The following is a 25,977-nucleotide window of genomic DNA, read 5'->3' on the forward strand; positions in this document are numbered from 1 at the left end:
TTAATAACAACCGTTGATAAATTGAAATATTATGTAATTGTAAATAAGTTTACATCTCTATATCTGTTAATAAAACTACCAAAGATGCTGATAAGTTTTCTAAAAATAACGCAAACTTTTTTAGGATAATAATATCAAGTTTTGGATTAGGATTTTTATTCGTAGAAACAAACATTAGTTCTAAAATTCTATCTGAACTTATCAACATTATTTGTTAATTTAAGGTTAACTGATTTTCAATAACTTAGAAAACCTTATTAACATTACAAAAAATTAACAATTTAGTTACATAATAATCCTGAATGTCAAGTTATTATAAATAGAATTTTTTGTACCCTATTGATTATCAGGTGTTGAATTTCATTACTACTTTTCTTGGTTTGTACCTGTACATTAAAGTAAATTTGCAACACACAACTAAATATTATTTAAAATGAAAATAGCTATTGGAAATGACCATGCCGGTCCAGAATATAAAAAAGCAATTGTAAAAATACTTGAAGCCAAAGGGATTCAAGTTACCAATTATGGAACGGACACTTTTGATAGTGTAGATTATCCAGATTTTGGGCATTTAGTAGCGAACGATGTCGAATCGGGAGTTGTAGACTTTGGAATTGTTATTTGCGGCAGTGGAAATGGTATTAACATGTCGGTTAACAAGCACGCTAAAGTTCGTGGTGCATTGTGTTGGATGAAGGAAATTGCGGTTCTAGCCCGTCAACACAATGATGCAAATATTATCAGTATTCCCGCGCGATATACTTCAATAAATCAAGCAGTTGAAATGGTTGAGGCTTTTTTAAATACCGAATTCGAAGGCGGAAGACATGCTGCAAGAGTTGATAAAATTGCTTGTAGATAAGATAAATTTCAATACAATTTAACCACTAATTTAGATCTTTTAAAGGTTGAAGTTGGTGGTTTTTTATTTTCAATTGACTGAATTTACATTAATTCAGTCAGTCAACTGACTTAATTTATATTAATTCAGTCAATTAACTGACTGAATTTACATTTTTTAAGTATATTTGTAAGTAAATTTTACATAAAAGTACTTATGAAATTTCTAGAAAGAGGGATTGATGTCGTGTTTAATAAAAAAGTTTTACCCAATAAAGTATTGATTTTATTGGGTGCGAGACGGGTTGGTAAAACGGCTTTTATAAAAAATTATCTCTCCTTAATTCCTAAATCGGACTATTTACATCTTAACGGCGAAGATTTAGACGATGTTAATTTAGTAAAAGAACGATCAGTAAGTAATTATACCCGTCTTTTAGCAAACAAAAAACTCCTCATTATTGACGAAGCACAAAATATTCCTGAAATAGGATTGATACTGAAATTGATTGTAGATTCTATTGAAGGAATTAAAGTGATTGCTACAGGATCTTCGGTTTTTGATTTATCCAATAAACTAGGCGAACCTTTAGTAGGACGGAAAAACACGATTTATTTATATCCGTTTGCTCAAATGGAGTTTTCTAAACAAGAAGATTACAAAGAAACTACTTTAAAATTGGAAGAGCGATTGCTTTTTGGTAGTTATCCAGAGTTAGAACATTATGCGGATTGGGATGATAAAATGAATTACTTGAAAGAAATTGTAAATTCGTATTTACTAAAAGACATTTTGATTTATGAAGGGATCAAACAATCTAATAAAATGCTAGATTTATTGAAATTGATTGCTTTTCAAGTCGGTCAAGAAGTATCGTTGCAGGAATTGTCCAAACATTTGGGAATTTCAAAAAATACGGTGGAAAGGTATTTAGATTTACTTTCGAAAGTTTTTGTAGTTTACAAAGTACCTGGTTTTAGTAGAAATTTGCGCAAAGAAATTACTAAATCAAACCGATGGTACTTTTACGATAACGGTATTCGAAACGCAATCATCAGTAATTTCACCCGGCTCGATTCAAGAACCGATGTGGGTGCTTTGTGGGAAAATTATTTGGCTTCGGAACGGATTAAAAAGCAAAATTATACACAAAAAAGTGTTTCCAATTATTTTTGGCGCACGTATGACCAACAAGAATTGGATTGGCTTGAAGAAGATGTGGACAGATTAGCGGGTTTCGAATTCAAATGGAATGAAAATAGAAAGGCAAAAATCCCAACGGCCTTCGGAAAAGCCTATCCTGAAGCTACTTTCGAAGTCATTAATCGAAACAATTATCTAGATTTTATCACTTAATTGGACAACAGCCCAAGCAATTTGCAAAACCAAAATCGCTACAAATTTTACGATAAAAGAACCCTTACTTATTTTGTGTCTAAAAATGAGCATCGCCAATAATAACCCAACCGAGCCACCAAAAAAAGCGAGTGTAAAAAGTGTTTTTTCGGCAATCCTAAATTTACCGTTTACCGCCAGGTACTTGTCGGAACCTGCAACAGCGAAAGTAATAGCATTAATCAATAAAAAGTAGGTAAAAAAATATTCCATTATCCTAAATGAGGCGCAAATATATTATTTTTAACCATTTTTAATTACTGTTCTTTCAATTTCCTTGATTAAAATTAAAAAAATATTTTGCGAACCTTGCTAAAAATACGCTTCTTTGCGCTAAGAAAAATCAAACAATGAACCAAATTCAATTCATCAAATCAGCAGTAATTACAGCTGATAAAAACATAGAAGCCACGCTTAAATTACTTTCCGAAGATTGTACGATTCCTTTTATTTCGCGTTACCGAAAAGATACCACAGGGAATTTAGATGAAGTGCAGATTGAAAATATAGCAAAGCTTTCTAAACAGTATGACGAAATCATCAAACGAAAAGAGTCTGTTTTAAAAACAATCGAGGAACAAGGACAATTATCGCCTGAACTGAAATCTAAAATTTCCAACAGCTTCGATTTGCAAGAAATTGAAGATTTCTATTTGCCATTTAAAAAGAAGAAAAAAACCAAAGCCGATGTTGCCCGAGAAAACGGTTTAGAACCTTTGGCGAAAATCATAATAAGTCAAAACAACAATGATGTTGAATTTCTAGCCTCAAAATACCTGAACGATAAAGTATCAAATGAAGAAGAAGCCTTGCAAGGCGCTCGTGATATCATTGCCGAATGGATCAACGAAAACATTTATGTTAGGAAAAATTTGCGTCGTTTGTTTCAGCGAAAAGCTGTGATTACAACCAAAGTGGTAAAAAAGAAAGCGGACGAGGAGGAGGCACAAAAGTTCAAACACTATTTTGATTGGAGCGAATCCTTATCCAAAGCACCATCACATCGATTACTGGCCATGCTTCGTGCCGAAAAGGAAGGTTTTATAAAATTTAAGGTAGAAATAGATACCGAAGGCTCTGGAGATGAAGCCATTGATTTTATCGAAGAAACGGTTCTAAAAAGCAAAACCGAGAGTTCCAAACAAGTACAGCTTGCCATCAAAGACAGTTATAAACGTTTATTAGAACCTGCAATTTCCAACGAAACATTACAAGAAGCCAAGACCAAAGCCGATGCGAAAGCCATTGCTGTTTTTGCTGAAAATTTAGGCCAACTTTTACTGGCGCCACCTTTGGGCGAAAAACGAATCTTAGCCATCGACCCAGGATTTAGAAGCGGTTGCAAAATTGTTTGCCTCGACGAAAAAGGCGATTTATTGTACAACGAAACTATTTATCCGCATGCGCCACAGAATGAATCAGTAATGGCTATGAAAAAAATCCGATCGATGGTGAATGCTTATAACATTGAAGCGATTTCTATTGGCAACGGAACGGCAAGTCGCGAAACCGAATTTTTCATCAAAAAAATTGCTTTTGATAAGCCGGTTCAAGTGTTCGTAGTTTCAGAAGCAGGTGCATCGGTATATTCCGCTTCAAAAATTGCAAGAGACGAATTTCCGAATTACGATGTGACGGTTCGAGGATCGGTTTCTATCGGGAGAAGACTTTCGGATCCGTTGGCAGAATTGGTTAAAATTGACGCGAAATCCATTGGCGTAGGCCAATATCAACATGATGTAGACCAAACGAAATTGAAAGAAGAACTGGACAATACCGTTGTTCGATGCGTGAATTCGGTGGGAATTAATATCAATACCGCAAGTAAATCGTTGTTGAGTTATGTGAGTGGAATAGGAGAGAAGATGGCCGAAAATATTGTGGTATTTCGTCAAGAAAACGGCCCATTTGAAGACCGAAAACAATTGAAAAAAGTACCCCGTTTGGGCGAGAAAGCCTACCAACAAGCGGCAGCTTTTATCAGAATTAAAGATGGAAAAAATCCGCTAGACAATTCGGCGGTACATCCGGAAGCCTACAAAATTGTAGAAAAAATGGCGAAAGATTTGGAAATTTCGGTAAAGGAATTCATCGGAAATAAAGAAAAAATCAGTCAAGTAAAACTTGAAAATTACACAACTGCCGAAATCGGAATCTTAACGTTAAAAGACATTCTCAAAGAACTCGAAAAACCCGGATTGGATCCCAGAAAAGCGGCTAAAATTTTTGAATTCGATCCCAACGTAAAATCGATTATGGATTTACGAACCGGAATGATTTTACCCGGAATTGTCAATAACATTACAGCTTTTGGCTGTTTTGTAGATGTAGGAATCAAAGAAAGTGGCTTGGTTCACATTTCGCAACTCAAAGCCGGATTTGTTTCGGATGTAAATGAAGTCGTAAAAATGCACCAACACGTTCAAGTTAAAGTAGTTGAGGTGGATGAAAGTAGAAAGCGAATTCAGTTGACGATGGTGTTGTAAAAATCTATGAAACTATTTTTCAAAAATACGTATAGTTGATTTCTGGAAAATAAAATCACCATTAACGACTTTTCTCAACACCTTTTTTGGGATGTAGACTTGGAGCATTTCGACTTTGAGTTGCATAAAGTGCATTTGATTCACAAAGTTTTAGAATACGGAGTGCCCAAAGACTGGAATTTACTAAAACAATATTACGGTTTGGAAGTTATAAAAGAAGTTGCTCTAAATTTAAGAACCCTCGATGCCGTTTCGCTTTCCTATTTGACCACAATTTTCAACATTGATCAAACTGAATTTAGATGTTACAAACACAAACAATTGTACCCAATTTACGGGAACTCCTAAAAAAAAAGTTAATGGTTCCTTATTTATGGTGCAAAAAAGCTTGATCTATTTCGCTGATGCCGATGCTCAACCAGAACCCAAAATGTACCAAGATTTCAATTTGGAAACTTGCAAACAAAAAATAATTCAAGAAGTACTCCAACTGTAAAACAAAAAATCCCCGAATTTCATTATGAAATTCGGGGATTTACTTAATTTTTATAATAAACAATCTATTCTTCTTTTTTAGAAGCAGGTGGATTTTCTTCTCCTTTAGAAGCATTTTTAAATTCCTTGATACCATTTCCCAATCCTTTCATCAATTCCGGAATCTTTTTACCTCCAAACAATAATAAAATGACCACAACAATCAAAATGATCTCTGTTGTACCGAATCTTCCCATAATCAGATAATTTATGCTTGCGCAAATTTGTAAATATTCAGCAAAGATAAATAAAATAACGTTGCTGTTCGAAATCAACCGTTTTATTTGCTATTTTTTGCTGTGTAAGTATCAAAGTTGACTCTATAAATCAAGTTATGTTCCTAAAATTGACTCATTCCAGAATCTAAAAAAGCTTAAATTACTATATTTGTGAGATAAAACACAACTATGTCGCTCAACCGATTTCGAAAAGACCGTATAAAAAAACAACTGTTTACCAAAAACAGATTGGTCATTTTGAATGAAGAAACCTTTGAAGAAATTTTTTCGCTCAAACTAACCTTAATCAACGTGTTTCTCGTAGCCACATTAGGAACGTTTACCATCATTTTCGTCACCACCTACATCATCGCTTTTACACCTTTAAAAGAATATATTCCGGGCTATTCGTCTTCAAAATTAAAACAAGAAGCAACCAACTTAGCCTTGAAATCCGACTCACTATCCACGCTTTTAGAAAACAACGAACGCTATCTCACATCAGTCAGAAAAGTACTCACGGGTGATGTGGATCATATGAAACTAAACAAAGATTCCATAAAAGCAGCCGAAATTGAAAGCCTTGACACCGATTTAAATCCATCAAAAGCAGAACTGGAATTGCGCAAAAAAGTAGCGATGGAAGACAAATATAACTTGTTTGAAACCGCTAAACCTAAAGTAGATTTAGTTCTTTTTCCGCCCGTTCAAGGACCAATTACTCAAAAATACAATGCTCGAGAAAAACACTTTGCCGTAGATATTGCATTGCCTAAAAATACACCCATTAAATCAGTGGCAAACGGCACTGTAATTTTTGCCGATTGGACGCCAACCAACGGAAACGTAATTATTTTGAGACATAACAACGAATTTCTGTCGGTTTATAAACACTGCGAATCCTTGACAATTTCGCAAGGCGAAGTAGTCAAAACCAGCGAAGTCATTGCCATCGGCGGCACTTCGGGCGAACAGTCCACAGGAATTCATTTGCATTTCGAACTCTGGAAAGATGGATATCCCATCGACCCCACACAATTTATTGACTTTGACTAATTTTTTTATGAAGCCAATCCCGCTTTCCATTTCAATCTTGCTCCTAAAAATGCTTTTTTCCAAGACACAAAAGGAGCTTCCTTTGGTCGCTCTTTTCTGTCAGGAAAAAATACATTTTCAGGAGCAAGGATTTCCATTTCAATCGGGGCTAGAACCCAACATAACGCACTAAAAAATGAACATAAAAACCATAGCCGCCAAAATTTTTGCCAAGAAAATTTACAACACCACCCAAAAATGGGCAGCTCGGCCAGTGGAATCGCAAAACGAAATTTTTAAAAATTTAATTGCTTCCGCAAAAAAAACACAGTTTGGAATCGACCATAGTTTTGCTTCCATTCAAACCATTGCTGATTTTCAAAAAAACGTGCCCATCCGCGATTACGAAGACTTGAAACCTTACGTGGAACGCGTTGTAAAAGGCGAATCGGATATTTTATGGCCGGGAAAACCGCTTTATTTTGCCAAGACTTCGGGTACAACTTCCGGCGCCAAATACATTCCGCTCACTAAAGAGTCGATGCCTTTTCACATCGAAGCTGCTCGAAACGCCATTTTGCATTACATTCACGGAACCGGAAACGCCGATTTTGTTTCAGGTAAGATGATTTTCTTACAAGGAAGTCCTATTTTGGAAGAAAAAAACGGCATTAATTTCGGCCGACTTTCAGGAATCGTAGCCCATTTTGTGCCCAAATATTTGCAAAAAAACCGAATGCCCAGTTGGGAAACCAATTGCATCGAAGATTGGGAAACCAAAGTAAATGCCATTGTTGCCGAAACAATCAACGAAGACATGACCGTGATTTCTGGAATTCCATCTTGGGTTCAGATGTATTTTGAGAAATTAAAAGAAAAAGCAAATAAGCCAGTTGGCGACATTTTCAAAAACTTCAATCTCTTTATTTACGGCGGCGTAAATTATGAACCCTATCGGGCAAAATTTGAAAACCTAATCGGAAGAAAAGTCGATTCCATTGAATTGTTTCCGGCTTCCGAAGGATTTTTTGCCTATCAAGATACTCAAAAAGAGAAAGGAATGTTGCTGCTTTTGAAAGCTGGAATTTTTTATGAATTCATCAAGTCGCACGAATTTTTTAGTGAAAACCCAAAAAGTTATACCATTGGCGAGGTAGAATTAAATGTAAATTATGTGTTGATTATTTCGACCAATGCAGGATTGTGGCGTTACAACATTGGCGACACCATTCAGTTTACGTCGCTAAAACCCTACCGATTGATTGTTTCAGGCCGAATCAAGCATTATATTTCGGCTTTTGGCGAACACGTGATTGGAAAAGAAGTAGAACAAGCATTGAAGGAAGCGATGGAAGGAACGAATGTTCGGGTAAACGAATTTACCGTTGCGCCAAAAATTGCTCCAGCCGAAGGATTACCGTATCATGAATGGTTGATTGAATTCGATTCTGAAGCATCTGGAGAACCGCAAAACGTGGAGGAATTCGCTCTAAAAATCGACGCTGCGATGCGAAAACAAAACATTTATTATAACGATTTGATTGTAGGAAAAGTGCTCAAACCGCTCGTAATTCATCCCGTAGCACCAAATGGGTTTAACAATTACATGAAATCAGTTGGAAAATTGGGCGGACAAAATAAAATTCCACGTTTAAGTAATGACAGGAAAATCGCGGATGAATTATCTAAAATTATATAAATTAAAAAAGAATACATCTTTCTAAACAACAAATAGTACTTTTATAAAAAGTTTCCAAAAATGAAAATAGAGAAAATAAGAATAAAAAACTTTAAAGTTTATCAAGACACTGAGATTAAAGATTTACCGAATATGTGTGTTTTTCTCGGAGCTAATGGATCAGGAAAATCAACGCTTTTCGAAGTGTTCGGTTTCTTGAGTGATGCACTCAAAAGTAATGTAAAAACAGCCTTAAATAAAAGAGGTGGATATAAAGAAGTTTATTCAAGAAATGGAATTGGAGATATTGAAATTGAAATAAAATTTAGAAATCCAGACGTCGATGGAAAAAAACAGCCTTTAATAACTTATGAACTTTCAGTCTGTTTAGGAGAAACAAATATGCCTGTTGTATCAAGAGAAGTATTAAGTTACAGAAGAGGTAATAGAGGGAGACCTTATCGATTTTTGGAATTTACTTATGGAAAAGGAAATGCTATTGTAAATGAAAGTGAATTTGAAACTGCAAAACAAGAGTTTAAAGAGCAAAGAGAAGAACAAACCTTAGACAGCCCCGATATTTTAGCAATAAAAGGATTAGGTCAATTCCAAAAATTTAATGCGATTAGTTCTTTTAGAAGATTACTAGAGAACTGGTATGTTTCAAATTTTCAAATTCAAGCAGCTCAAAATATTGAAGATACGGGTTTGAGCGAGCATTTATCCACCTCGGGAGATAATCTAGCTCAAGTGACTAAATATATATATGAAAACTACCCGGATACTTTTCAAAAGATATTAGATAAAATGAAGGAAAGAGTTCCTGGCATTGATAAAGTTGAAGCTACAGAAACCATAGATGGTCGGATTGTGTTACAATTTAGCGATGGTAGTTTTAAAGATCCTTTTATTTCTCGATTTGTGTCGGATGGAACTATTAAAATGTTTGCTTATTTGGTTTTACTAAATGACCCTAAACCACATCCTTTGTTGTGTATAGAAGAACCAGAGAATTATTTACATCCTGAGCTTTTGATTGAATTAGCCGAGGAGTTTAGAGACTATGCAAATAGGGGTGGACAAGTTTTTATATCTTCCCATTCGCCAGATTTTGTAAACGCATTAGAATTAGAAGAACTTTTCTGGTTACATAAAGACAAAGGCTTTACTAGCATAAGAAGAGCTTCAAATGATAAAGCAATCTCTACATTATTTAATGATGGTGATAAATTAGGATATTTATGGAAGCAAGGATACTTTATTGGTAGCGGACCTAAAAATTAATTTATGGCAAGAATAGAAATATTAGTTGAGGAACCATCAATGAAAGAATTTTTAACCATTTTATTACCAAATATTCTTGATAAATATTGGAATTTGAATGAAAATTACTTTATCAGAAGTTTTGAAGGAAAAAATGATTTACAAAAAAATATACCATCAAAAGTAAAACTTTTAAGCAATTGGAACCACGAAGCAGCTGGAGTTGTTATTATGCAAGATCAAGACAGTTCTGATTGCAAAGAACTTAAAAAGAAACTTTTAGACATTTGTAATCTAAGTGGTAATTGCCCAAAACTGGTTAGGATAATTTGCAGAGAATTGGAATCGTGGTATATCGGCGATTTAGAGGCTGTTAACAAGGCTTACCCGAATTTTAAATACCAAAATTATATACACAGAGCAAAATTTAGGATTCCAGATAACTGCAATGCTTCGGATGAATTAAAGAAAATAGTACCCGAATTTCAAAAAGTAGGTGGAGCTAAAAAAATCGCACCCTACATCAATATTAAGGAAAACAAATCTGAAAGTTTTAAACAAACAGTTACTGGTTTAGTGCGTTTTTTTGAGAGTATAACAGATTGAAACAAATTTTAAAAATTGCGGATTTCTTTACACAAAATTAAAAAAATGCTTTATCGAATTTATTATATATTGATTTTTTTTAGCGTCTTTAGGCTCAATGCCCAAACCAAAGGCGTAGTTGTCGACAGTCTCGGAATGCCCATTCCGTACGTCAGTATCTTTGTCGAAAATGAATCTGCCACAACCACTTCCGAGGAAAACGGTACCTTTTCGATTGACGTTTCGGCGAAAGCCAAATTAATTTTCTCCGCTTTGGGTTATGAAAAGAAAACCGTTTTGGCATCAGATGCTTCCAAGGTGGTGCTCAAAAATATGGTTTTCGAGCTGGACAATATCGAAATTAAAAAAGCCAAAAAACCAAAAACCCTTGAAATCGGAAAAGTGGCCAATGCCATTTTAGAGGCATTTGATACAGGTCCCAAAATTGAAGCCAAGTTTTTTCCGTTCGAAAAACAGTACGAGAAAACAAAATGGATTAAGAAAATCATGCTTTTTACCGACAGTCCGATAGAAGGAGCAAGTTTGAAATTGCATGTGTATTCGGTTGATGCAAATGGATTCCCGGGAGAAGAATTACTCACACAAGATTTGATTGTGAACCTCAAGAAAGGAATTTTCCGACACCAGTTTGACGTTTACGATTTGAATATCGAAATGCCAGAAAACGGTATTTTCGTTGCGTTTGAGAAAATGCGAATCGAAAAAAATAAAGTGGTAAAAACAATACGTGATTTGCGAACGGGAATTGAACGAACCGAAATTTCGTATGCGCCAAAAGTGTTGTGTTACATAGTAAAAAAGCAGTTTTCCTTTTTTTACACGGGCGGAAAATGGATCAAGAAAGAAAATAGCGAACAAGAGGGCGAATCCGTTCAAATATACGAACCATCGCTAACGTTATTGTTATCGAATTAAAGTATTAAATTTTTGTAAAATCAGCAACAAGCTGATAGATTTTAAGGAAGTAAAAATAAAAATCCTACATTTGTGAGTTAGAAAATAAAAACATGAAAGAAATTAAAAATATAACGCGTTCGCGAGCCCAAGAATCTTCTGCAGCTATTGAACGTTTGTACATCACAATGCGGCACTTGTTTAACCGTGGGTTTTACAAGCCAATGGGCGTTTCTGGCGATACACTTCGCGAAGCACTCTTGTTGTTACGGCCTGAAATTTACGGTTCTATTGCCGATGAAAAAGTAGAATTAAACGGACTTTTGTACGTTATTGAACGCTTACCAATAGGAATTGAAGAATGTCGTTTTATCAATTTGACTTCAGACGAAGGATATTCCCGTTCGCATTTTACACCCATCGTTCCTCCCAAAAGAAAGCGCAATTGTTACCGCATTGACGAGGAACAAATGAATGTCGAAATCACTCGTGGACGTTCAGACATTTACGATATTTTGACGCATTTGACATTCATTTTTATCGAATCCCACAAAATTAAAAATTCTGTTTTACTAGACGATTCGGGCGAATTAACTCGGGATTGGTACAAACTCGAACAAGCCGTTTTGCAACCTAAAAAACTAACGCAAATCGAAAAAGAGAAAGCTGTTTCGCATCTTTCTCACATTTTAGGGCGAAGTTTTTCGGAGGTTTTAGATATCTACGACGCTTTTGCCATTGCTGAGAAACCAGACCGGTTCTTACACGTAATTTACTGGTTGGGTAAGTTGGCTTTGGAAGAAGTATTGCAAAACAACAAACGGACAATTACTTTCAGTCCCATTTTGCGGGAACGCTTGGGACACCATATTCACGGCGAAATTTGGGCTACCAATATTAAAGAAGTTTTACGGGATCAAGATTTATTGAACCGACCCATTCATATTATCAGTGCCAACATGCATTCGGTGATGAATTCCATTTTTGCTACTTCGGTATTGAAAAGCATTCCGAAATTTCGGGACAAGGACAATTCAGATATGTTTATTTTTGAAGAGCTGAGTAAATCGGGTGCACATGAAGTTCGTTCAAAAGTAGAAGTCGTGGCCAAAGAATTTGGTATGATCTCGCTTCCCGATACTTCTGGAACCAACATTGACGTTCAGATATTTGATACGGCAAAAATAGATTGGAAGAAAACAGCTTTTCCTAACGCCACTTTCGAAAAAGAATCCCCTGTAATAATTGTGATGGATTATGCGTTTGGAGAACAGGCCTACGAAACCATCGACGAGTTATTGAAACCGTATCGTCCGGAAAAAGACAAGAAAGTATTGCTCAATGTGGAGTCGGTTTCGATAATGGGAAAAGCCGGAATTTTAGAAGGAGGAAAAGGCGATATCATGATTCCTTCGGCCCATATTAACGAAGGTACCGCCGATAATTATTCGTTTGAAAACGAGTTATCTGCCGAAATGTTTGAAGGAAATGGGATTGAAGTTTTTGCCGGACCGATGGTTACCGTTTTGGGAACTTCCTTGCAAAATAAGGATTTATTGAAATTTTTCCACGATTCGACTTGGGGTGTTATCGGACTGGAAATGGAAGGAGCTTATTACCAAAAAGCCATTCAGTCGGCTTCCAAAATCCGAAAAAGCATTAACCCAAATGTTAAAGTACGCTATGCCTATTATGCCTCAGACAATCCGTTGGAAACCGGAAGTACATTGGCCTCAGGTGGTTTGGGAACAACTGGTGTAAAACCAACGTATTTGATTACGATCAAAATATTAGAACAAATTTTTAACATAAAATAATTTTATAAATGAATCAAAATGTGCCGGATAATCAGCCACAAGAAATTGATTTGAATCAACTTACCAAGAAAATCGGTTCGGGTTTTAATAATTTAGGGTATTTTATTTTTAATTGTATTCAGTTTTTTTTCAAGCACGGAATTGCAATTGTTTTACTGCTATTTTTGGGACTTAGTGCAGGTTATTATTTGAAGACGGAACAAAAAAAGTACGATCATAAAATTATAGTTTTACCGAATTTTAATAGTTCTGAATATTTGTACAGTAAGATTAATTTGCTGAATGTAAAAATTAAAGACAAAGACACAGTTTTTCTAAAGTCTATTGGTATAAAATACCCAAAAAAGTTGCGAGAAATTGAAATTGAAGCCATTGTTGATCCCTATGCATTTGTGAAAAACAATGAATCGAACATGAAAATGTTAGAGATGATTGCCGAAGACGGAAGTATGGAAAAAGTAGTCAAAGATGAAATGACTACTATGAAATACGAGTCTCACAAGATAAATTTTACAACAAGGGATAAAATCACCAGAGAAAACATGATTGATCCCATCATGAATTATTTGAACGACAACAGTTATTTCTCCGTAATTCAAGGAAAAATAATTACAAACCTTAAAAACAAAATCGTTTACACAGAGCAAACACTGAATCAAGTCAATGCAATTTTAGATAAATATTCTAGTGATTCGAAAGGTACAAATGCAGCTCAGTTTACTTATTACAACAATGAAAACAACCAGATTGACGATATTTTAAAAACCAAAAGTAATCTAGTAGATGATCTGGGATATTATAAAATTGAGCTAATCAATACCCAACAAATTATTAAGGAGTTAAGTGTAATTGCAAATGTTCAGCGTGAAACAACAATTCCCATCATGTTGCCTACACTTTTTATAGGATTGTATCTTTTTATAGTTTTTTTTGTAAAATTTTACAAAATTCAGAAATCCAGAAAAATAAACGAATTGAATAGTTAATATGAAATCGCCATTAACGGCACGTTTGCGCAAGCATACACCAATAAATGAAAGCGATACCATACATGAACGCTAAAAAACCACTTTTACATATATGAAAGGAATTATATTAGCCGGAGGATCAGGCACGCGATTGCATCCGTTAACGTTAGCGGTAAGCAAACAGTTGATGCCTATTTATGATAAACCCATGATTTATTACCCACTTTCAACCTTGATGTGGTCGGGAATAAATGAAATATTGATTATCTCAACGCCTCACGATTTGCCTTTGTTTAAGCAATTATTGGGAGACGGTTCACAATTGGGATGCCGATTTGAATATGCCGTTCAAGAACACCCCAATGGCTTGGCCGAAGCTTTTATCATCGGAAAAGAGTTTATCGGAACCGATAAAGTAGCACTTATTTTAGGAGACAATATTTTTTATGGAACAGGTTTAGCCGATTTGCTTCAAGCCAATAACAATCCCGACGGAGGTGTAATTTATGCCTATCATGTAAATGATCCAGAGCGTTACGGAGTAGTGGATTTTGACGCCAACGGAAAAGCGCTTTCTATTGAAGAAAAACCACTTGTTCCAAAATCCAATTATGCTGTTCCCGGAATCTATTTTTACGACAATGATGTGGTAGAAATTGCGTCCAATATACAACCAAGTCAGCGGGACGAAATTGAAATTACGGATGTGAATAAATTTTATTTAGAAGCCGGAAAACTCAAAGTCAGCATTCTCGATCGCGGTACCGCTTGGTTCGATACGGGCACATTTAATTCGCTAATGCAAGCTTCACAATTTGTGCAAGTTATAGAAGAACGGCAAGGTTTGAAAATTGGTTCTATTGAAGAAGCAGCTTTCAAAATGGGTTATATCAATGCCGAACAACTCCACAAATTAGCACAACCGCTGTTAAAAAGTGGATACGGAAAGCACTTATTAACCTACTTATAAAAGAGTGTTTCGGTCCCGAGGCTTCGGGATAAAGTTTAAAATAGACCTTTACATAAAATTCAAATTGATTTTTGATATTAACAACTATGAAATTTACAGAAACAAAATTAAAAGGATGTTTTGTCCTTGAGCCAAAAATCATTAACGACACGAGAGGTTATTTTATGGAAAGTTTCAACGAAAACACTTTTCAAAAAGCGGTTGGTCAAGAAGTGCATTTTGTGCAAGACAATCAATCGTTTTCTTCTAAAGGCGTTTTAAGGGGTTTGCATTATCAAACAGGCGAACATGCCCAAGCCAAACTTGTACGGGTGTTGTCGGGGGAAGTTTTGGATGTCGCGGTTGATATTCGTCCGGATTCTGAAACTTTTGGGCAATATGTTTCAATCGTACTTTCTGCCGAAAATCAAAAGCAGTTTTATATACCAAGAGGTTTTGCACACGGATTTTTGGTGTTGAGCGAAACGGCCACTTTTTTTTACAAATGCGATAATTTTTATAATAAAGAATCGGAAGGCGGCATTATTTTTAATGATCCGGTTTTGAAAATTGATTGGCAGTTTAATGAAAAAGAATTGATTATTTCGGAAAAAGACCAGAACCAACCCAATTTAGAAAACGCGAAGAAAGCATGGTAGTTTTAGTAACAGGTGCCTCTGGACAGTTGGGACAATCCTTGCAATTTATTGCACCCAATTATCCCGAAATCACTTTTCATTTTTTTAATTCATCCGAATTAAATATAACCGATTTAGAAAATTGTGAGACTATTTTTGCTCAAATCCAACCTGATTTTTGCATCAATGCAGCGGCTTACACCGCTGTAGATAAAGCCGAAAGCGAACCGGAAAAAGCACATTCGATTAACGTGACCGGAGCTCAAAATTTGGCGAAAGCCTGCAAAGAAAACAACACTGTTTTACTACATATCTCCACAGATTTTGTTTTTGATGGAAATGCAACAAAGCCTTATAAAGAGGACGATTTGCCAAATCCAACAGGCGTTTATGGACAAACAAAATTGGACGGAGAAAGAGCTATTCAGGAAATATGGGAGAAGCATTTTATCATCAGAACATCATGGGTATATTCGCAGTTTGGGAATAATTTTATGAAAACGATGTTGCGATTGGGAAGCGAAAGAGCATCACTTTCTGTAGTAAACGATCAAATTGGAACACCAACAAACGCTGTGGATTTAGCGAAAGTTCTAATAAAAATCAGTTCATCTTGTCATGCTGTCCCGAAACTTCGGGATGTTTCAGCATCTCACTATGGAATTTACAATTTCAGCAACGAAGGCCAATGTTCGTGGTATGATTTTGCCAAAAAAATATTTGAAATTCATAAAATTGAAATAGATTTACAACCGATTCCTACCTCAAGTTATCTAACTCCAGCTAAAAGACCAAGTTTTAGTGTTTTGGACAAGAGTAAAATAAAAGAGGTGTATGGAATGGAAATTAAAGGTTGGGCAGAAAGTTTAGAAACACATAACATATTTTAAAAAGTATCCTCGAGAAATTAATCAATTCTTTTATCAATAAAATAGCGTGGTCTTTTCTTTACTTCGAGGTATATTTTTCCAATATACTCTCCAATTATTCCAAAGCAAAAAAGTTGAATTCCACCTAAGAAATACATTGGTAAGACGGTAGAAAGCCAACCAGGAACAAGATTACCGGTAAAAAGAGCAAAAACTGCATATCCGCTCATTATTAAACAAAGAAAAAAGATAACAAATCCAATAATTGTAACCAATTTTAATGGATAATTGCTAAATGAGGTTATTCCGTTCCAAGCAAATGCAGCCATCTTTTTAAATGGATATTTTGACTCTCCAGCAAATCGCTCTAAACGATTATAATAAACTACTTCTTTGTGAAATCCTATCGAGGGTATAATTCCTCTTAAAAATAAATTTACTTCGCCAAAATCAGACAATGCATTAAGTACCCTTTTGCTGCATAATCTATAATCCGCATGATTATGAATGATGTTTACTTTCATTTTTTTCATTAGGTTATAAAATAGTAAAGCAGTATTTCTTTTAAATGAGGTGTCTGTAACTCTCTCTTTTCGGACACCATAAACCACATCGACGCCAGATAAAAATTTTAAAATCATCTCTTCAATTACAGAAATATCGTCTTGTAAATCCGCATCGATAGAAACTAATGCATCAGCTTCATCTTTATAAGTAAGGAGACCTGCTAACAATGCATTTTGATGACCAACGTTGGCAGCAAGTTTTAAACCGCGAGATGTTTTATACAAAACATTACTTTCCTCAATTAATAGCCATGTATTATCTTTACTACCATCATCGACAAAGGCCGCAAAACTATCGTGCGAAATAATACCACGATATATTAGATCCTCTAGGATATTATTAATCTGAGAAGAAGTTTCTTTTAAAACTAGCTCTTCATTATAACAAGGTAATACGATTCCTACAATTGGTTTTTGCATATTTTTTATTAAAAATAAAATTATTCGACAGGTAAGGGAGATCCTTTTTCTGAACCTAATTTCACTATAACTACTTTATCAACTAATTTCACAGACTGTTTGGCTGGCCATACTGGCATAGATTCAATTGAATCTTTTATTTTAAGATAGGTTTCTTTACTGTCAATCATTCGATAATAAGCGATGTCATTAAAACTAAAAAAATTGATTATTCTGTAATTATTGCCATTATCCCAACTAAATAAAGAACCTCCAAATACTTCAGAATCGGGTAATCTAAATCTATCATGTTCCTGATAGGGTAAACAACCATAAAAATATACGTAGTTTGTGGTAACATCGAATTCAGGATATTGCGTTCGAATTTCAGTATCAATCCTTTTAGCGATAGCCTTATCGTGATTGAAAATTTTATAGTTTGAATAAAACAATTGTGTTATGAAATAAATATTCCAAACACAAATAATGGAACAAATGACCAGTATGATTTTTTTATATTTTATAACATCTAAAAAATGTGTGGACAGAAAGGCGAAAACTATTCCTAAACCGACATATAATCTAGGAGGATGATAACCATTTGTAATAAAAAAAGATAAACTGTAGGGAATTAAAAGCAATAAGAATAAGAGGATTAATTTTAGTGCGATATGTTTTTTGCCTTTAATAATTATTATAACTCCGAATATGGAAATTAATGAAAGAAAGATAGTTGTTTTGTTACCATAATATAATTTTCCTTTTAGGTGGTTGAACCATAGAGAATAGAAATCCTTTAAACGATTGTCTGAATTTCCTGAAGCATAGGTTGACAAGAATCCACCTTGCCCCGATGGACAGATAATCTTAACAGAAATATAATAAAGCAAACCGGAAATTATAAGTAGGAGACCAAAAAGAACTGTTTTCTTTATTTCGTTTTTATAACTAAATTCAGTAGAATATGTGTTTTGAAAGACTAACACCAAAAATATTACAACAGAAATTAATATTAACGCTTGATACAAAGCAATTACAAACATTAACATCAATGCAGATAATATAAAATAAATAATTGACTTACCAGAGAATATATCTTTAGAAGATTCCGAAAATAAATTTATCGAAAGCACCGATATAAGAAAACCTAATGGGACAACATCAGCTTGCATAGTAAATATTAACTGATAGGATAACTGCGGAATTGTTAAAAAAAGTGCACAAAAAAGATAACATTTAAATGTGCTAAGTTTGAACAATTTTGTCAACTCTATAGCAGTTAAACTCATTAAAAGAAGACCTAATAATAAGGTAAAGTACGGCGTATGACCTTCAAATATATGATACCGAACCAAATTTGTACCCCAACGTCCTAAACCCATTGAAAAATCCGGATATACAGGTGTTTCGCTATCAATGCTTAGTGAATAATTTGTAAGGCCAAATCCATATGTGATTAAGATTGTACCAATTGAGAAAAAAAGCAGTTTAATTTTTTCAAAAGATATTTGAGTTTCCATAGAGTGGTAATATTAGAGAATAAATTTCAGCTACAAACATACCAATATTTATAGTAATTAAGGAATATATGATTCAACAATTAGAACATTCTCATCTTCAAAATAAAATTAATCTAGCAGATATTAAATCAATTTATTATTATTAATAAGTAAGCAATAAAAGAAACTTTACAAAAAATTTTTTTGTTCGAAAAAAAAATTAATTTTGCATAAAAAATCAACACTGATGAAAACAAAATTTTTAACAACATTTATTGTAATTGCAACGATTTTTGCTAGTTGTAAAGAAGAATCTTCGAAAACTGAGGAGATAGCTACTAAAGAGGCTAATAACTTTAAAGTTATTGTAAATGTTACCATAAAGAAAGATGATAATTTAAGTCTTTTTTATACAGAAGATGGTTCTACCGATTTTTCTCAAATACAGCCTTTATGGGTGGACGTTAAGGGGAGCGATGCTGCACAAGATGTAGTTTTTAATTTACCTGAAGATGCAATGCCAACACAGATACGTTTGGATTTTGGTATCAACAAAGAGCAAGAGACAATTATTATTAATAAATTTTCAATGTATTATTCTGGCAAGTCATTTGAGGCACCTGGAGAACAATTTTATCTTTACTTTGCTCCAGATGTATCTAAAACAGTTTTTGATAAAGACAAAAGAACAATCGATGCAGTTGTAAAAGATGGAGTAAGACAGTATCCATCATTTTACCCAAACACAAAACCAGTTGGAGAAGAGATTGCTAAATTAGTACAATAGTTCTTTCGAAATTAAATTCATAAAATTCATAATATAAACCTTAAATTGCCAATCAGTTTAAGGTTTTTTTTATTTTTAAAAATGGACAATTATACTTCTCAAAAAATAAAAATAGCGTCCTTCCTACTCATGATTATGGTGGTGTTTTTACACAGCTATAACCTAGATAGTAAGCAAGGTAATGAATTGGTGTTTTTTGAAAAAGATTACAATTGGGCGATTCAAAATTTTATTTCCAACGGAATTACCCGAATTGCAGTTCCTTTATTTTTTTTAATATCAGGATTTTTGTTCATTCAATCGCCATCGTTTGGGATTAAAGATTATAAAATTAAAGTTGCCAAGCGTTTCAAAACCTTGGTAATTCCTTATTTGTTTTGGTCACTTTTTGGATTACTATTGTATTTTGTCATGCAAAGTATTCCGCAAAGTCAGGGTTTTTTCACAAAGAAACTAATTAAAGATTATAATTTTATAGAATGGCTCAACGCTATTTTTAACGAACCCATACCTTATCAACTTTGGTTTTTGAAAGATTTGATTGTTATGGTTTTGATTTCGCCCCTAATCGTTTTTGCCATCAAGAAATTAAGAATTTTATATTTAAGTATTATTTTTATTTTTTGGATGTTCAGTCAAGATGCAGTTTTTTTAACCAGTGAAGCACTTTTGTTTTTTTCAACCGGAATGTATCTGTCTCTTTTTCAAAAAGAAATTATCACAATGAAAAGTAAAAAAACGTTTGCTCTTCTCTGGTTGTGGATTTTATTTTTGATTGCAAAAACCCTTTTGCCACTTTTTATCACCAATACATTTTTAGTATCTACTTTATTAAAGGCAAGCATTTTTTTTGGTATTGTTGCGTTTTGGGGGTTTTTGGATCAATTTGGCAATCGTCTGGCAAACAATAAAGTGTTTTCTTTCGGAATGACATTTTCTTTTTTCCTTTATCTGTTCCATGAGCCTTTATTGACCATCGTCAAAAAAGCACTATTTGCGGTGTTATCTTTTAGCACTTTTACTGGTTTAATTATCTATCTTGTAGCACCCATAATAAGCATTACAGTATCCATTTTTGTTGGCGTTATTTATAAAGCAGTAGCTAAGAATTTGTATCATTTTTCAGTAGGAGGGAGGTAGAAAAATAAAAGTATAACGAGTGAATTTAGTATATTTAAAGAACATACTGCACAATCAAAAATTCAAAAATTTTTTTGTTTACGGCACAGGTCAGGCGGTCAATATTGTGAGTCCGTTATTGATTACACCGTACATTGTTTTTGTATGCGGTATAGACAAACTTGGCCTTATCGCCGTCGGACAATCGCTCGCTTACATTCTGTGTGTGATTATCGATTACAGCTCCTATATCATCGGTGTTCGTGAAATTTCGATCAATAGAAATAATCCCAAAGTTTTAGAAAAAATTTTTCTCACGCATTATACTTCTAAATTTTTTTTACTGCTTTTAACGGGTTTAATTTTACTGCTACTGGTCTATTTAGTTCCTTATTTTAATCAAAACCGCGAGGTTATTTTTTATAGTTTCCCCATCATCATTGCCCAATTTTTAAATCCAACTTGGTTTTTTCAAGGCTTAGAAAAATTTTTGTGGATTTCGTTTATCAATGTACTTTCAAAAGTCCTTTTTTTAGCTTCAGTTTTTACGCTTGTCGCCCTTCCAAATGATTTTGTATATGTCAATTTAATTTTAGGTGTCAGTGGTACCGTTGCCAATAGTATTGGATTGATTAGTATTTACAAAGTCAATAATTTTTCATTTAGAAACATAAATTTATGGGAGGTAAAAAAGTTAATTTCAGATGATTTTTCTTTTTGCTTTTCCCAACTTCTTTTTGCCATACGAAATTATTCGTCGGTTGTTATTATTGGTTTTTTTGCAGGCGATTTTGTAGCAGGACAATTTAAAGTCATTGAGCAAATCATCGGTTTATTACGAACTTATTTGCAAATGTTTTTCAAGTTTTCATACAGTTACATTTGTTTAGAAATCAATCAAAATGTAGCAAACGGTTTGCGAATTTGGAAACGCCACAACGGGTTGAATTTTATATTTACTTCGGCTCTAATTGCTCTAATTGTCTTTTTTTCTACAGAAATTTTAGTGTTTTTTAAAGTAACGCTCAATTTGATTCCGCAATTTGAAAATTATTTGCATATTGCACTCATTATACCGTTATTGATCGCAATAACACTGGCAATGGAGCAGCTTATTTTTAGTTTCAATAAAAATAAGCCCTACATTCGGATAACGTTTTTTATAACCTTGTTTCATATTTTAGGTGTGAGTTCAATGATTTTCTGGCAAAATGTATATTTTGTGTTTCTATTTTTAATTGTTACCGAAATATTTTTGATTCTGCTGTACAGCATTTTACTCCAGCCCTTATTCAACAAAAAAAATTAGCATGAGAGATTTGATTAAATACTTTTACAAAAAGTTTTACAATAAATTTAATTACGATGTTCAAAAATCGTTAGTCCTTAATGGCAAAATACTTTCTTCCATTAATAATCAAAAACAGCACATTGAAAGTCTCGATGAGGTCGAATTTCAGGTTTTTTCGCAACGTGGCGAAGACGGAATTATTCAATATCTCATCAATAAAATAGAAATTCCGAACAAAATTTTTGTGGAGTTTGGCGTAGAGACCTATTCAGAATCCAACACCCGATTTTTATTAATCAATAACAATTGGTCGGGATTGGTGCTGGACGGAAGTTCTAAAAACATCGATTTTATTAAAAAAGATTACATCTACTGGAAATACGATTTAACGGCTAATCAAGCATTTATCACGAAAGACAATATTAATGATTTGATTGCAAATTATACCGATATAAAAGACATCGGTTTATTAAGTGTGGATATTGACGGTAACGATTATTGGGTTTGGAAAGCCATTGATGTCATCAATCCGAGAATCGTAATTTGCGAATACAATTCGGTTTTTGGAGCAGAAAAAGCAGTTACAGTTCCTTACAAAGCTGATTTTGTCAGAGGCAACGAGCATTATTCTGAACTGTATTTTGGTGCGTCTTTAAATGCTTTTTGTCAATTGGCTGAACAAAAAGGGTATGATTTTGTCGGAACAACTTCAGCGGGTGTTAATGCTTATTTTGTTCGAAAAGACCTTTCGGCGCCATTCAAAAAATTTACATCGCAAACAGGATTTAATGAATCGGCCAACAGAGATTCTAAAGGCCAAAAGGGCGAATTGTTATTTTTAAGACACAATCAAAGAATGAATGTAATCGAGCATTTACCGCTTTATGATATCAATTCTGAAAAGGAAGAAAGTATAAAATCCTTTTATCATAAGTAATTCCAGCAAACATAAAACACAATGAAAGGTTCTCCGTTTATCTTAACTTAAATCCAATTTGGCCCAATTTCTAATTACATGAAATTAAGTGTTTCCACTAATTTTCCATACCAATTTCTGTACCTGCTTTGTATAGCACTACCGTATTTAAATAACTATGAGCTTACTTTTGCAGTTTGGTCGTTTGCCTTGGTAGTGACTTTAAACAAAATTTATTCAATTCACATACTTAAAATTGTGGGCTGTTTTGTGGCAATATTAGGAGTGGCATTTTTCAGTAGTTTTTTTCGAAGTTATCCTTTGTACCAAATCATTCGAGACATTACCTACTTACTTAAACCCATCATTGGACTTTTAATCGGATACCAACTTTGTAAGTTTGATTCCAAAACAGCGTTTAAAACAATTATTTACACAGGATTTTTCATCGCAGTGGTGCACTTGGTTATACTTGCCATAACTGCAGCACGATTCCAGTCGTTGAGTGTCAATTTGTTGCGGGAATATGGCGGCTACTTTAGTGATTATGAGATATATGTATTGATTATACTTATATTTCACAAAAATTTTAACCTCGAATTCTCAAAGAAGAAATTGTATTTTCTGATATTGGTTTTAGCAGTTTCCAGCTTTTTGTATTTGGCACGAACCAATATGATCCAGTTTGCAATATTGTATGTCGGAATGAAAGGATATTATAAAATTAACAAACAGTCTATTTTAGTAGTTTCTTCCGTAGCCATTGCCGTTTTAGTAAGTTATGCTGCCGTTTTATCCTACAATCCAAAACGAAACGGAAAAGGCCTGGAAGCGTTTTTATATAAAATTAAAATTGCTCCAATTGAACCTTTTAAAACTAAAATTGATAGAGACGATTGGAAAGATTTCAATGATAATTACCGCTCTTTCGAAAATATATTGACCGTCAAACAAGTAACTCACGATGGAATAGTTCCAACAGTTATGGGTAAAGGTTTAGGGGCCACCATTAATTTAGGTCGTCGGGTCCGATCAAACGACGGTACATTTGTGCAGCAAATTGCAATTGTACATAATGGGTACATGACGGTTTTTTTAAAATCGGGACTAATAGGTGTTTTCTTCGTGTTTTTGTCCATTTATTACATTGCTAAAACGCGAAAACCCGAAAATGAACTGTTAGAAAGTTGCAACCGATTGCTTTTAGGTACTGGTTTTTTTCTACTCATTTCATATTTCGTTTTTTTAGGATTTTACTTTAAATTTGATACCAAAGCAGTTTTAGTTGGTTTTATCATCGCAATTATGGAAAGGGAAAGAAAATTAATTAATACAATTGCGCAACCCAAATAATGTTCAATAGAATGCCAAAACCACTAAATATTTTTGTCGACTGCCACGTTTTTGATGGAAGTTTTCAAGGTACTACAACCTATTTAAAAGGGATGTATCTGGAAATGCTAAAGGACAAATCCTTAAATTATTATTTCGCAGCAAATGACGTACAGAAAATCAGAAGTGTTTTTGGCGAACATGATAATGTCCATTATTTAAAATACAGTTCGCACAATAAATTTTACCGTTTACTGATAGACATTCCACGATTAATCAAAGCGAACAAAATTGATTTTGCCCATTTTCAATACATTGTTCCACCCATAAAAAACTGCAGGTACATCAATACCATTCACGATGTATTGTTTTTAGATTATCCAAATTACTTTCCATTATCCTACCAAATCAAGAATAAATGGTTGTTTAAATGGAGTGCCAAAAAATCAGATATTAATCTTACAGTTTCAGAATTTTCAAAGCTGCGAATCCAAAAACATTTCGGGCTTCAAGACATTTTGATCACACCAAATGCCGTAGATCCCATTTACTACGAATCGTACGACAAAGCAGTTTTTAAACAAAAAGTAAAACAAAGCTATGGTCTGGATCGTTATTGGTTGTACATCAGCCGTTGGGAGCCCCGAAAAAACCACGATACGTTGCTTAAAGTTTTTGTCGAAAATCAATTTTACAAAACGTTTTCTCTGGTTTTTATTGGAGATAAATCGATTGAAAATAACGCGTACAACGCCTATTATGAAGCGCTCTCTGAAGAGATTAAATCTAAAATTTTAACATTAAACAAAGTAGATTTCCAACAATTATTGACGATTTTGAGAGGGGCTGATTTATCGGTTTATCCCACGCATGCCGAAGGTTTTGGAATTCCACCTTTAGAATCGATTGCTGCGGGAATTCCTACGGCTTGTTCGAATACCACCGCGATGCAGGATTTTACTTTTTTGAAAAAAAATCAGTTTGATCCCGCGGAAAAAGAAAATATGGCCACAGTTATCAAACAAACGTTAGCCGAAAATCTTGATATTTCAATAGTCGAACAGCTTAAAATGCAGTATGATTGGGAGTTATCTGCACAAATTTTATTGAAGGCAATTAAAAAACAGTAGTTCCAAAAGTTTAGTTTTATTTCAAGTCTAAAAATTATACTTTTGCCTTTCTTTTAGCGTTTTTGATACATGAAAATAGCCATTCTCGGAACTCGTGGTGTTCCCAATCATTACGGAGGTTTCGAACAATTTGCTGATTTTTTTTCGGTATTTCTCGCCGAAAAAGACCATGAAGTATACGTGTACAATTCGCACAATCATCCGTTTCAAGAAAAAATGTACAAAGGTGTTCATATCTTGCACCAATACGATCCCGAATTTAAAGTAGGAACCGCCGGACAATTTATTTATGATTTAAATTGTATTCTCGATTCCCGAAAACGAAATTTTGACATCATCCTGCAATTGGGTTATACCAGCAGCTCTGTTTGGTATTTTCTTTTACCAAAAAAAGCGTTGATTATTACCAATATGGACGGCTTGGAGTGGAAACGAACCAAGTATTCCAAACCGGTTCAAAGGGTTTTGAAGTTTGCCGAAAAATTGGCGGTAAAAAGCAGCGATTATTTGGTTGCCGATTCGATTGGAATTCAAAAATATTTACAAAATAAGTACCAAAAAAAGTCCACTTATATCGCCTACGGAGCCCATCAATTTCTAAATCCAGAGGTGGAAATTTTAGAAAATTATAACGTTCAACCCAATCAGTACAACATGATTTTGGCACGTTTGGAACCCGAAAATAATATTGAAACGATTCTTGACGGTATTGTTTTAAGCCAGACCGAAACGCCCATTTTAGTT

Annotated in this window: 26 protein-coding genes; 21 read left to right on the forward strand and 5 right to left on the reverse strand. The window is 34.1% G+C overall.

What is annotated here, in order from left to right:
- The first annotated feature begins 433 nt into the window (after positions 1-433).
- Entirely contained in the window at positions 434-865 is a 432-nt protein-coding gene (locus tag ACIQ2X_RS02645) for an RpiB/LacA/LacB family sugar-phosphate isomerase (RefSeq protein ID WP_396177329.1), read from the forward strand.
- 195 nt (positions 866-1,060) lie between these two features.
- Positions 1,061-2,200, forward strand: coding sequence for an ATP-binding protein (locus ACIQ2X_RS02650; RefSeq protein ID WP_396177330.1), 1,140 nt, complete (start codon positions 1,061-1,063; stop codon positions 2,198-2,200).
- Here the strand turns inward: ACIQ2X_RS02650 and ACIQ2X_RS02655 are convergent.
- Positions 2,183-2,452, reverse strand: coding sequence for a DUF1294 domain-containing protein (locus ACIQ2X_RS02655; RefSeq protein ID WP_396177331.1), 270 nt, complete (start codon positions 2,450-2,452; stop codon positions 2,183-2,185). The two genes, ACIQ2X_RS02650 and ACIQ2X_RS02655, sit on opposite strands and share 18 nt — an antisense overlap.
- Positions 2,453-2,589: 137 nt before the next feature.
- On the opposite strand from ACIQ2X_RS02655, the gene ACIQ2X_RS02660 reads away from it, so the two are divergent.
- Both ACIQ2X_RS02660 and ACIQ2X_RS02665 read left to right on the forward strand, forming a co-directional pair.
- Complete coding sequence (locus ACIQ2X_RS02660; RefSeq protein WP_396177332.1) at positions 2,590-4,725, forward strand: Tex family protein; 2,136 nt, start codon at positions 2,590-2,592, stop codon at positions 4,723-4,725.
- Between the two features lie 60 nt (positions 4,726-4,785).
- Positions 4,786-5,073, forward strand: a complete 288-nt coding sequence (locus tag ACIQ2X_RS02665; protein ID WP_396177354.1) for a DUF6922 domain-containing protein — start codon at positions 4,786-4,788, stop codon at positions 5,071-5,073.
- A 212-nt stretch (positions 5,074-5,285) separates the two neighbouring features.
- Here ACIQ2X_RS02665 and tatA read toward each other — a convergent pair whose 3' ends face one another.
- Positions 5,286-5,456, reverse strand: coding sequence for a twin-arginine translocase TatA/TatE family subunit (gene tatA, locus ACIQ2X_RS02670; RefSeq protein ID WP_396177333.1), 171 nt, complete (start codon positions 5,454-5,456; stop codon positions 5,286-5,288).
- Positions 5,457-5,666: 210 nt separating this feature from the next.
- Between tatA and ACIQ2X_RS02675 the strand changes: the two genes are divergently transcribed.
- A complete protein-coding gene (locus ACIQ2X_RS02675; protein WP_396177334.1) occupies positions 5,667-6,533 on the forward strand; it encodes a M23 family metallopeptidase in 867 nt (288 codons plus the stop codon).
- Positions 6,534-6,538: 5 nt separating this feature from the next.
- Here the strand turns inward: ACIQ2X_RS02675 and ACIQ2X_RS02680 are convergent, their stop codons facing one another.
- Positions 6,539-6,670: a hypothetical protein gene (locus ACIQ2X_RS02680; RefSeq protein WP_396177335.1), complete on the reverse strand. Its 132-nt coding sequence runs from the start codon at positions 6,668-6,670 to the stop codon at positions 6,539-6,541.
- A 38-nt stretch (positions 6,671-6,708) separates the two neighbouring features.
- On the opposite strand from ACIQ2X_RS02680, the gene ACIQ2X_RS02685 reads away from it, so the two are divergent.
- The 9 genes from ACIQ2X_RS02685 to rfbD all read left to right on the forward strand — a co-directional run bounded on the left by ACIQ2X_RS02685 (position 6,709) and on the right by rfbD (position 16,215).
- Positions 6,709-8,211 carry a GH3 auxin-responsive promoter family protein gene (locus ACIQ2X_RS02685; protein ID WP_396177336.1) on the forward strand — a complete coding sequence of 501 codons (1,503 nt, stop codon included), beginning with the start codon at positions 6,709-6,711 and terminating at the stop codon, positions 8,209-8,211.
- Between the two features lie 60 nt (positions 8,212-8,271).
- Positions 8,272-9,474: an AAA family ATPase gene (locus ACIQ2X_RS02690; protein ID WP_396177337.1), complete on the forward strand. Its 1,203-nt coding sequence runs from the start codon at positions 8,272-8,274 to the stop codon at positions 9,472-9,474.
- Between the two features lie 3 nt (positions 9,475-9,477).
- Positions 9,478-10,059, forward strand: coding sequence for a DUF4276 family protein (locus ACIQ2X_RS02695; protein WP_396177338.1), 582 nt, complete (start codon positions 9,478-9,480; stop codon positions 10,057-10,059).
- 45 nt (positions 10,060-10,104) lie between these two features.
- Positions 10,105-10,974: a carboxypeptidase-like regulatory domain-containing protein gene (locus tag ACIQ2X_RS02700; RefSeq protein WP_396177339.1), complete on the forward strand. Its 870-nt coding sequence runs from the start codon at positions 10,105-10,107 to the stop codon at positions 10,972-10,974.
- Positions 10,975-11,066: 92 nt separating this feature from the next.
- A complete protein-coding gene (locus ACIQ2X_RS02705) occupies positions 11,067-12,770 on the forward strand; it encodes a DUF6909 family protein (protein WP_396177340.1) in 1,704 nt (567 codons plus the stop codon).
- Positions 12,771-12,778: 8 nt separating this feature from the next.
- Positions 12,779-13,756, forward strand: a complete 978-nt coding sequence (locus ACIQ2X_RS02710) for a hypothetical protein (RefSeq protein WP_396177341.1) — start codon at positions 12,779-12,781, stop codon at positions 13,754-13,756.
- Between the two features lie 94 nt (positions 13,757-13,850).
- Positions 13,851-14,708, forward strand: a complete 858-nt coding sequence (gene rfbA / locus ACIQ2X_RS02715; RefSeq protein WP_396177342.1) for a glucose-1-phosphate thymidylyltransferase RfbA — start codon at positions 13,851-13,853, stop codon at positions 14,706-14,708.
- Positions 14,709-14,794: 86 nt separating this feature from the next.
- Complete coding sequence (gene rfbC, locus ACIQ2X_RS02720) at positions 14,795-15,346, forward strand: dTDP-4-dehydrorhamnose 3,5-epimerase (protein ID WP_396177343.1); 552 nt, start codon at positions 14,795-14,797, stop codon at positions 15,344-15,346.
- Positions 15,340-16,215 (forward strand): dTDP-4-dehydrorhamnose reductase, encoded by an 876-nt coding sequence (gene rfbD, locus ACIQ2X_RS02725; protein WP_396177344.1) that lies wholly within the window; start codon positions 15,340-15,342, stop codon positions 16,213-16,215. The genes rfbC and rfbD overlap by 7 nt, the downstream gene beginning before the upstream one ends.
- Before the next feature lie 17 nt (positions 16,216-16,232).
- Here the strand turns inward: rfbD and ACIQ2X_RS02730 are convergent, their stop codons facing one another.
- Positions 16,233-17,180: a glycosyltransferase family 2 protein gene (locus ACIQ2X_RS02730; RefSeq protein ID WP_396177345.1), complete on the reverse strand. Its 948-nt coding sequence runs from the start codon at positions 17,178-17,180 to the stop codon at positions 16,233-16,235.
- Between the two features lie 20 nt (positions 17,181-17,200).
- Positions 17,201-18,679 (reverse strand): glucosyltransferase domain-containing protein, encoded by a 1,479-nt coding sequence (locus tag ACIQ2X_RS02735; protein WP_396177346.1) that lies wholly within the window; start codon positions 18,677-18,679, stop codon positions 17,201-17,203.
- 226 nt (positions 18,680-18,905) lie between these two features.
- Between ACIQ2X_RS02735 and ACIQ2X_RS02740 the strand changes: the two genes are divergently transcribed.
- From ACIQ2X_RS02740 to ACIQ2X_RS02770, 7 genes are all read left to right on the forward strand, one after another.
- Complete coding sequence (locus ACIQ2X_RS02740) at positions 18,906-19,445, forward strand: hypothetical protein (protein WP_396177347.1); 540 nt, start codon at positions 18,906-18,908, stop codon at positions 19,443-19,445.
- An 81-nt stretch (positions 19,446-19,526) separates the two neighbouring features.
- Positions 19,527-20,585 (forward strand): acyltransferase family protein, encoded by a 1,059-nt coding sequence (locus ACIQ2X_RS02745; RefSeq protein ID WP_396177348.1) that lies wholly within the window; start codon positions 19,527-19,529, stop codon positions 20,583-20,585.
- 19 nt (positions 20,586-20,604) lie between these two features.
- Entirely contained in the window at positions 20,605-21,873 is a 1,269-nt protein-coding gene (locus ACIQ2X_RS02750; protein ID WP_396177349.1) for an oligosaccharide flippase family protein, read from the forward strand.
- A gap of 1 nt (position 21,874) precedes the next feature.
- Positions 21,875-22,792, forward strand: a complete 918-nt coding sequence (locus ACIQ2X_RS02755) for a hypothetical protein (protein ID WP_396177350.1) — start codon at positions 21,875-21,877, stop codon at positions 22,790-22,792.
- Positions 22,793-22,870: 78 nt separating this feature from the next.
- The gene (locus ACIQ2X_RS02760) at positions 22,871-24,124 is read left to right on the forward strand and encodes a hypothetical protein (protein ID WP_396177351.1); all 1,254 of its coding nucleotides are present in this window, start codon (positions 22,871-22,873) and stop codon (positions 24,122-24,124) included.
- 11 nt (positions 24,125-24,135) lie between these two features.
- Positions 24,136-25,233 carry a glycosyltransferase family 4 protein gene (locus ACIQ2X_RS02765; RefSeq protein ID WP_396177352.1) on the forward strand — a complete coding sequence of 366 codons (1,098 nt, stop codon included), beginning with the start codon at positions 24,136-24,138 and terminating at the stop codon, positions 25,231-25,233.
- 69 nt (positions 25,234-25,302) lie between these two features.
- A partial coding sequence (locus ACIQ2X_RS02770) for a DUF1972 domain-containing protein (protein WP_396177353.1) occupies positions 25,303-25,977 on the forward strand: 675 nt, incomplete at its 3' end.

Source organism: Flavobacterium sp., from assembly GCF_044368625.1.
Taxonomy (GTDB): Bacteria; Bacteroidota; Bacteroidia; order Flavobacteriales; family Flavobacteriaceae; genus Flavobacterium.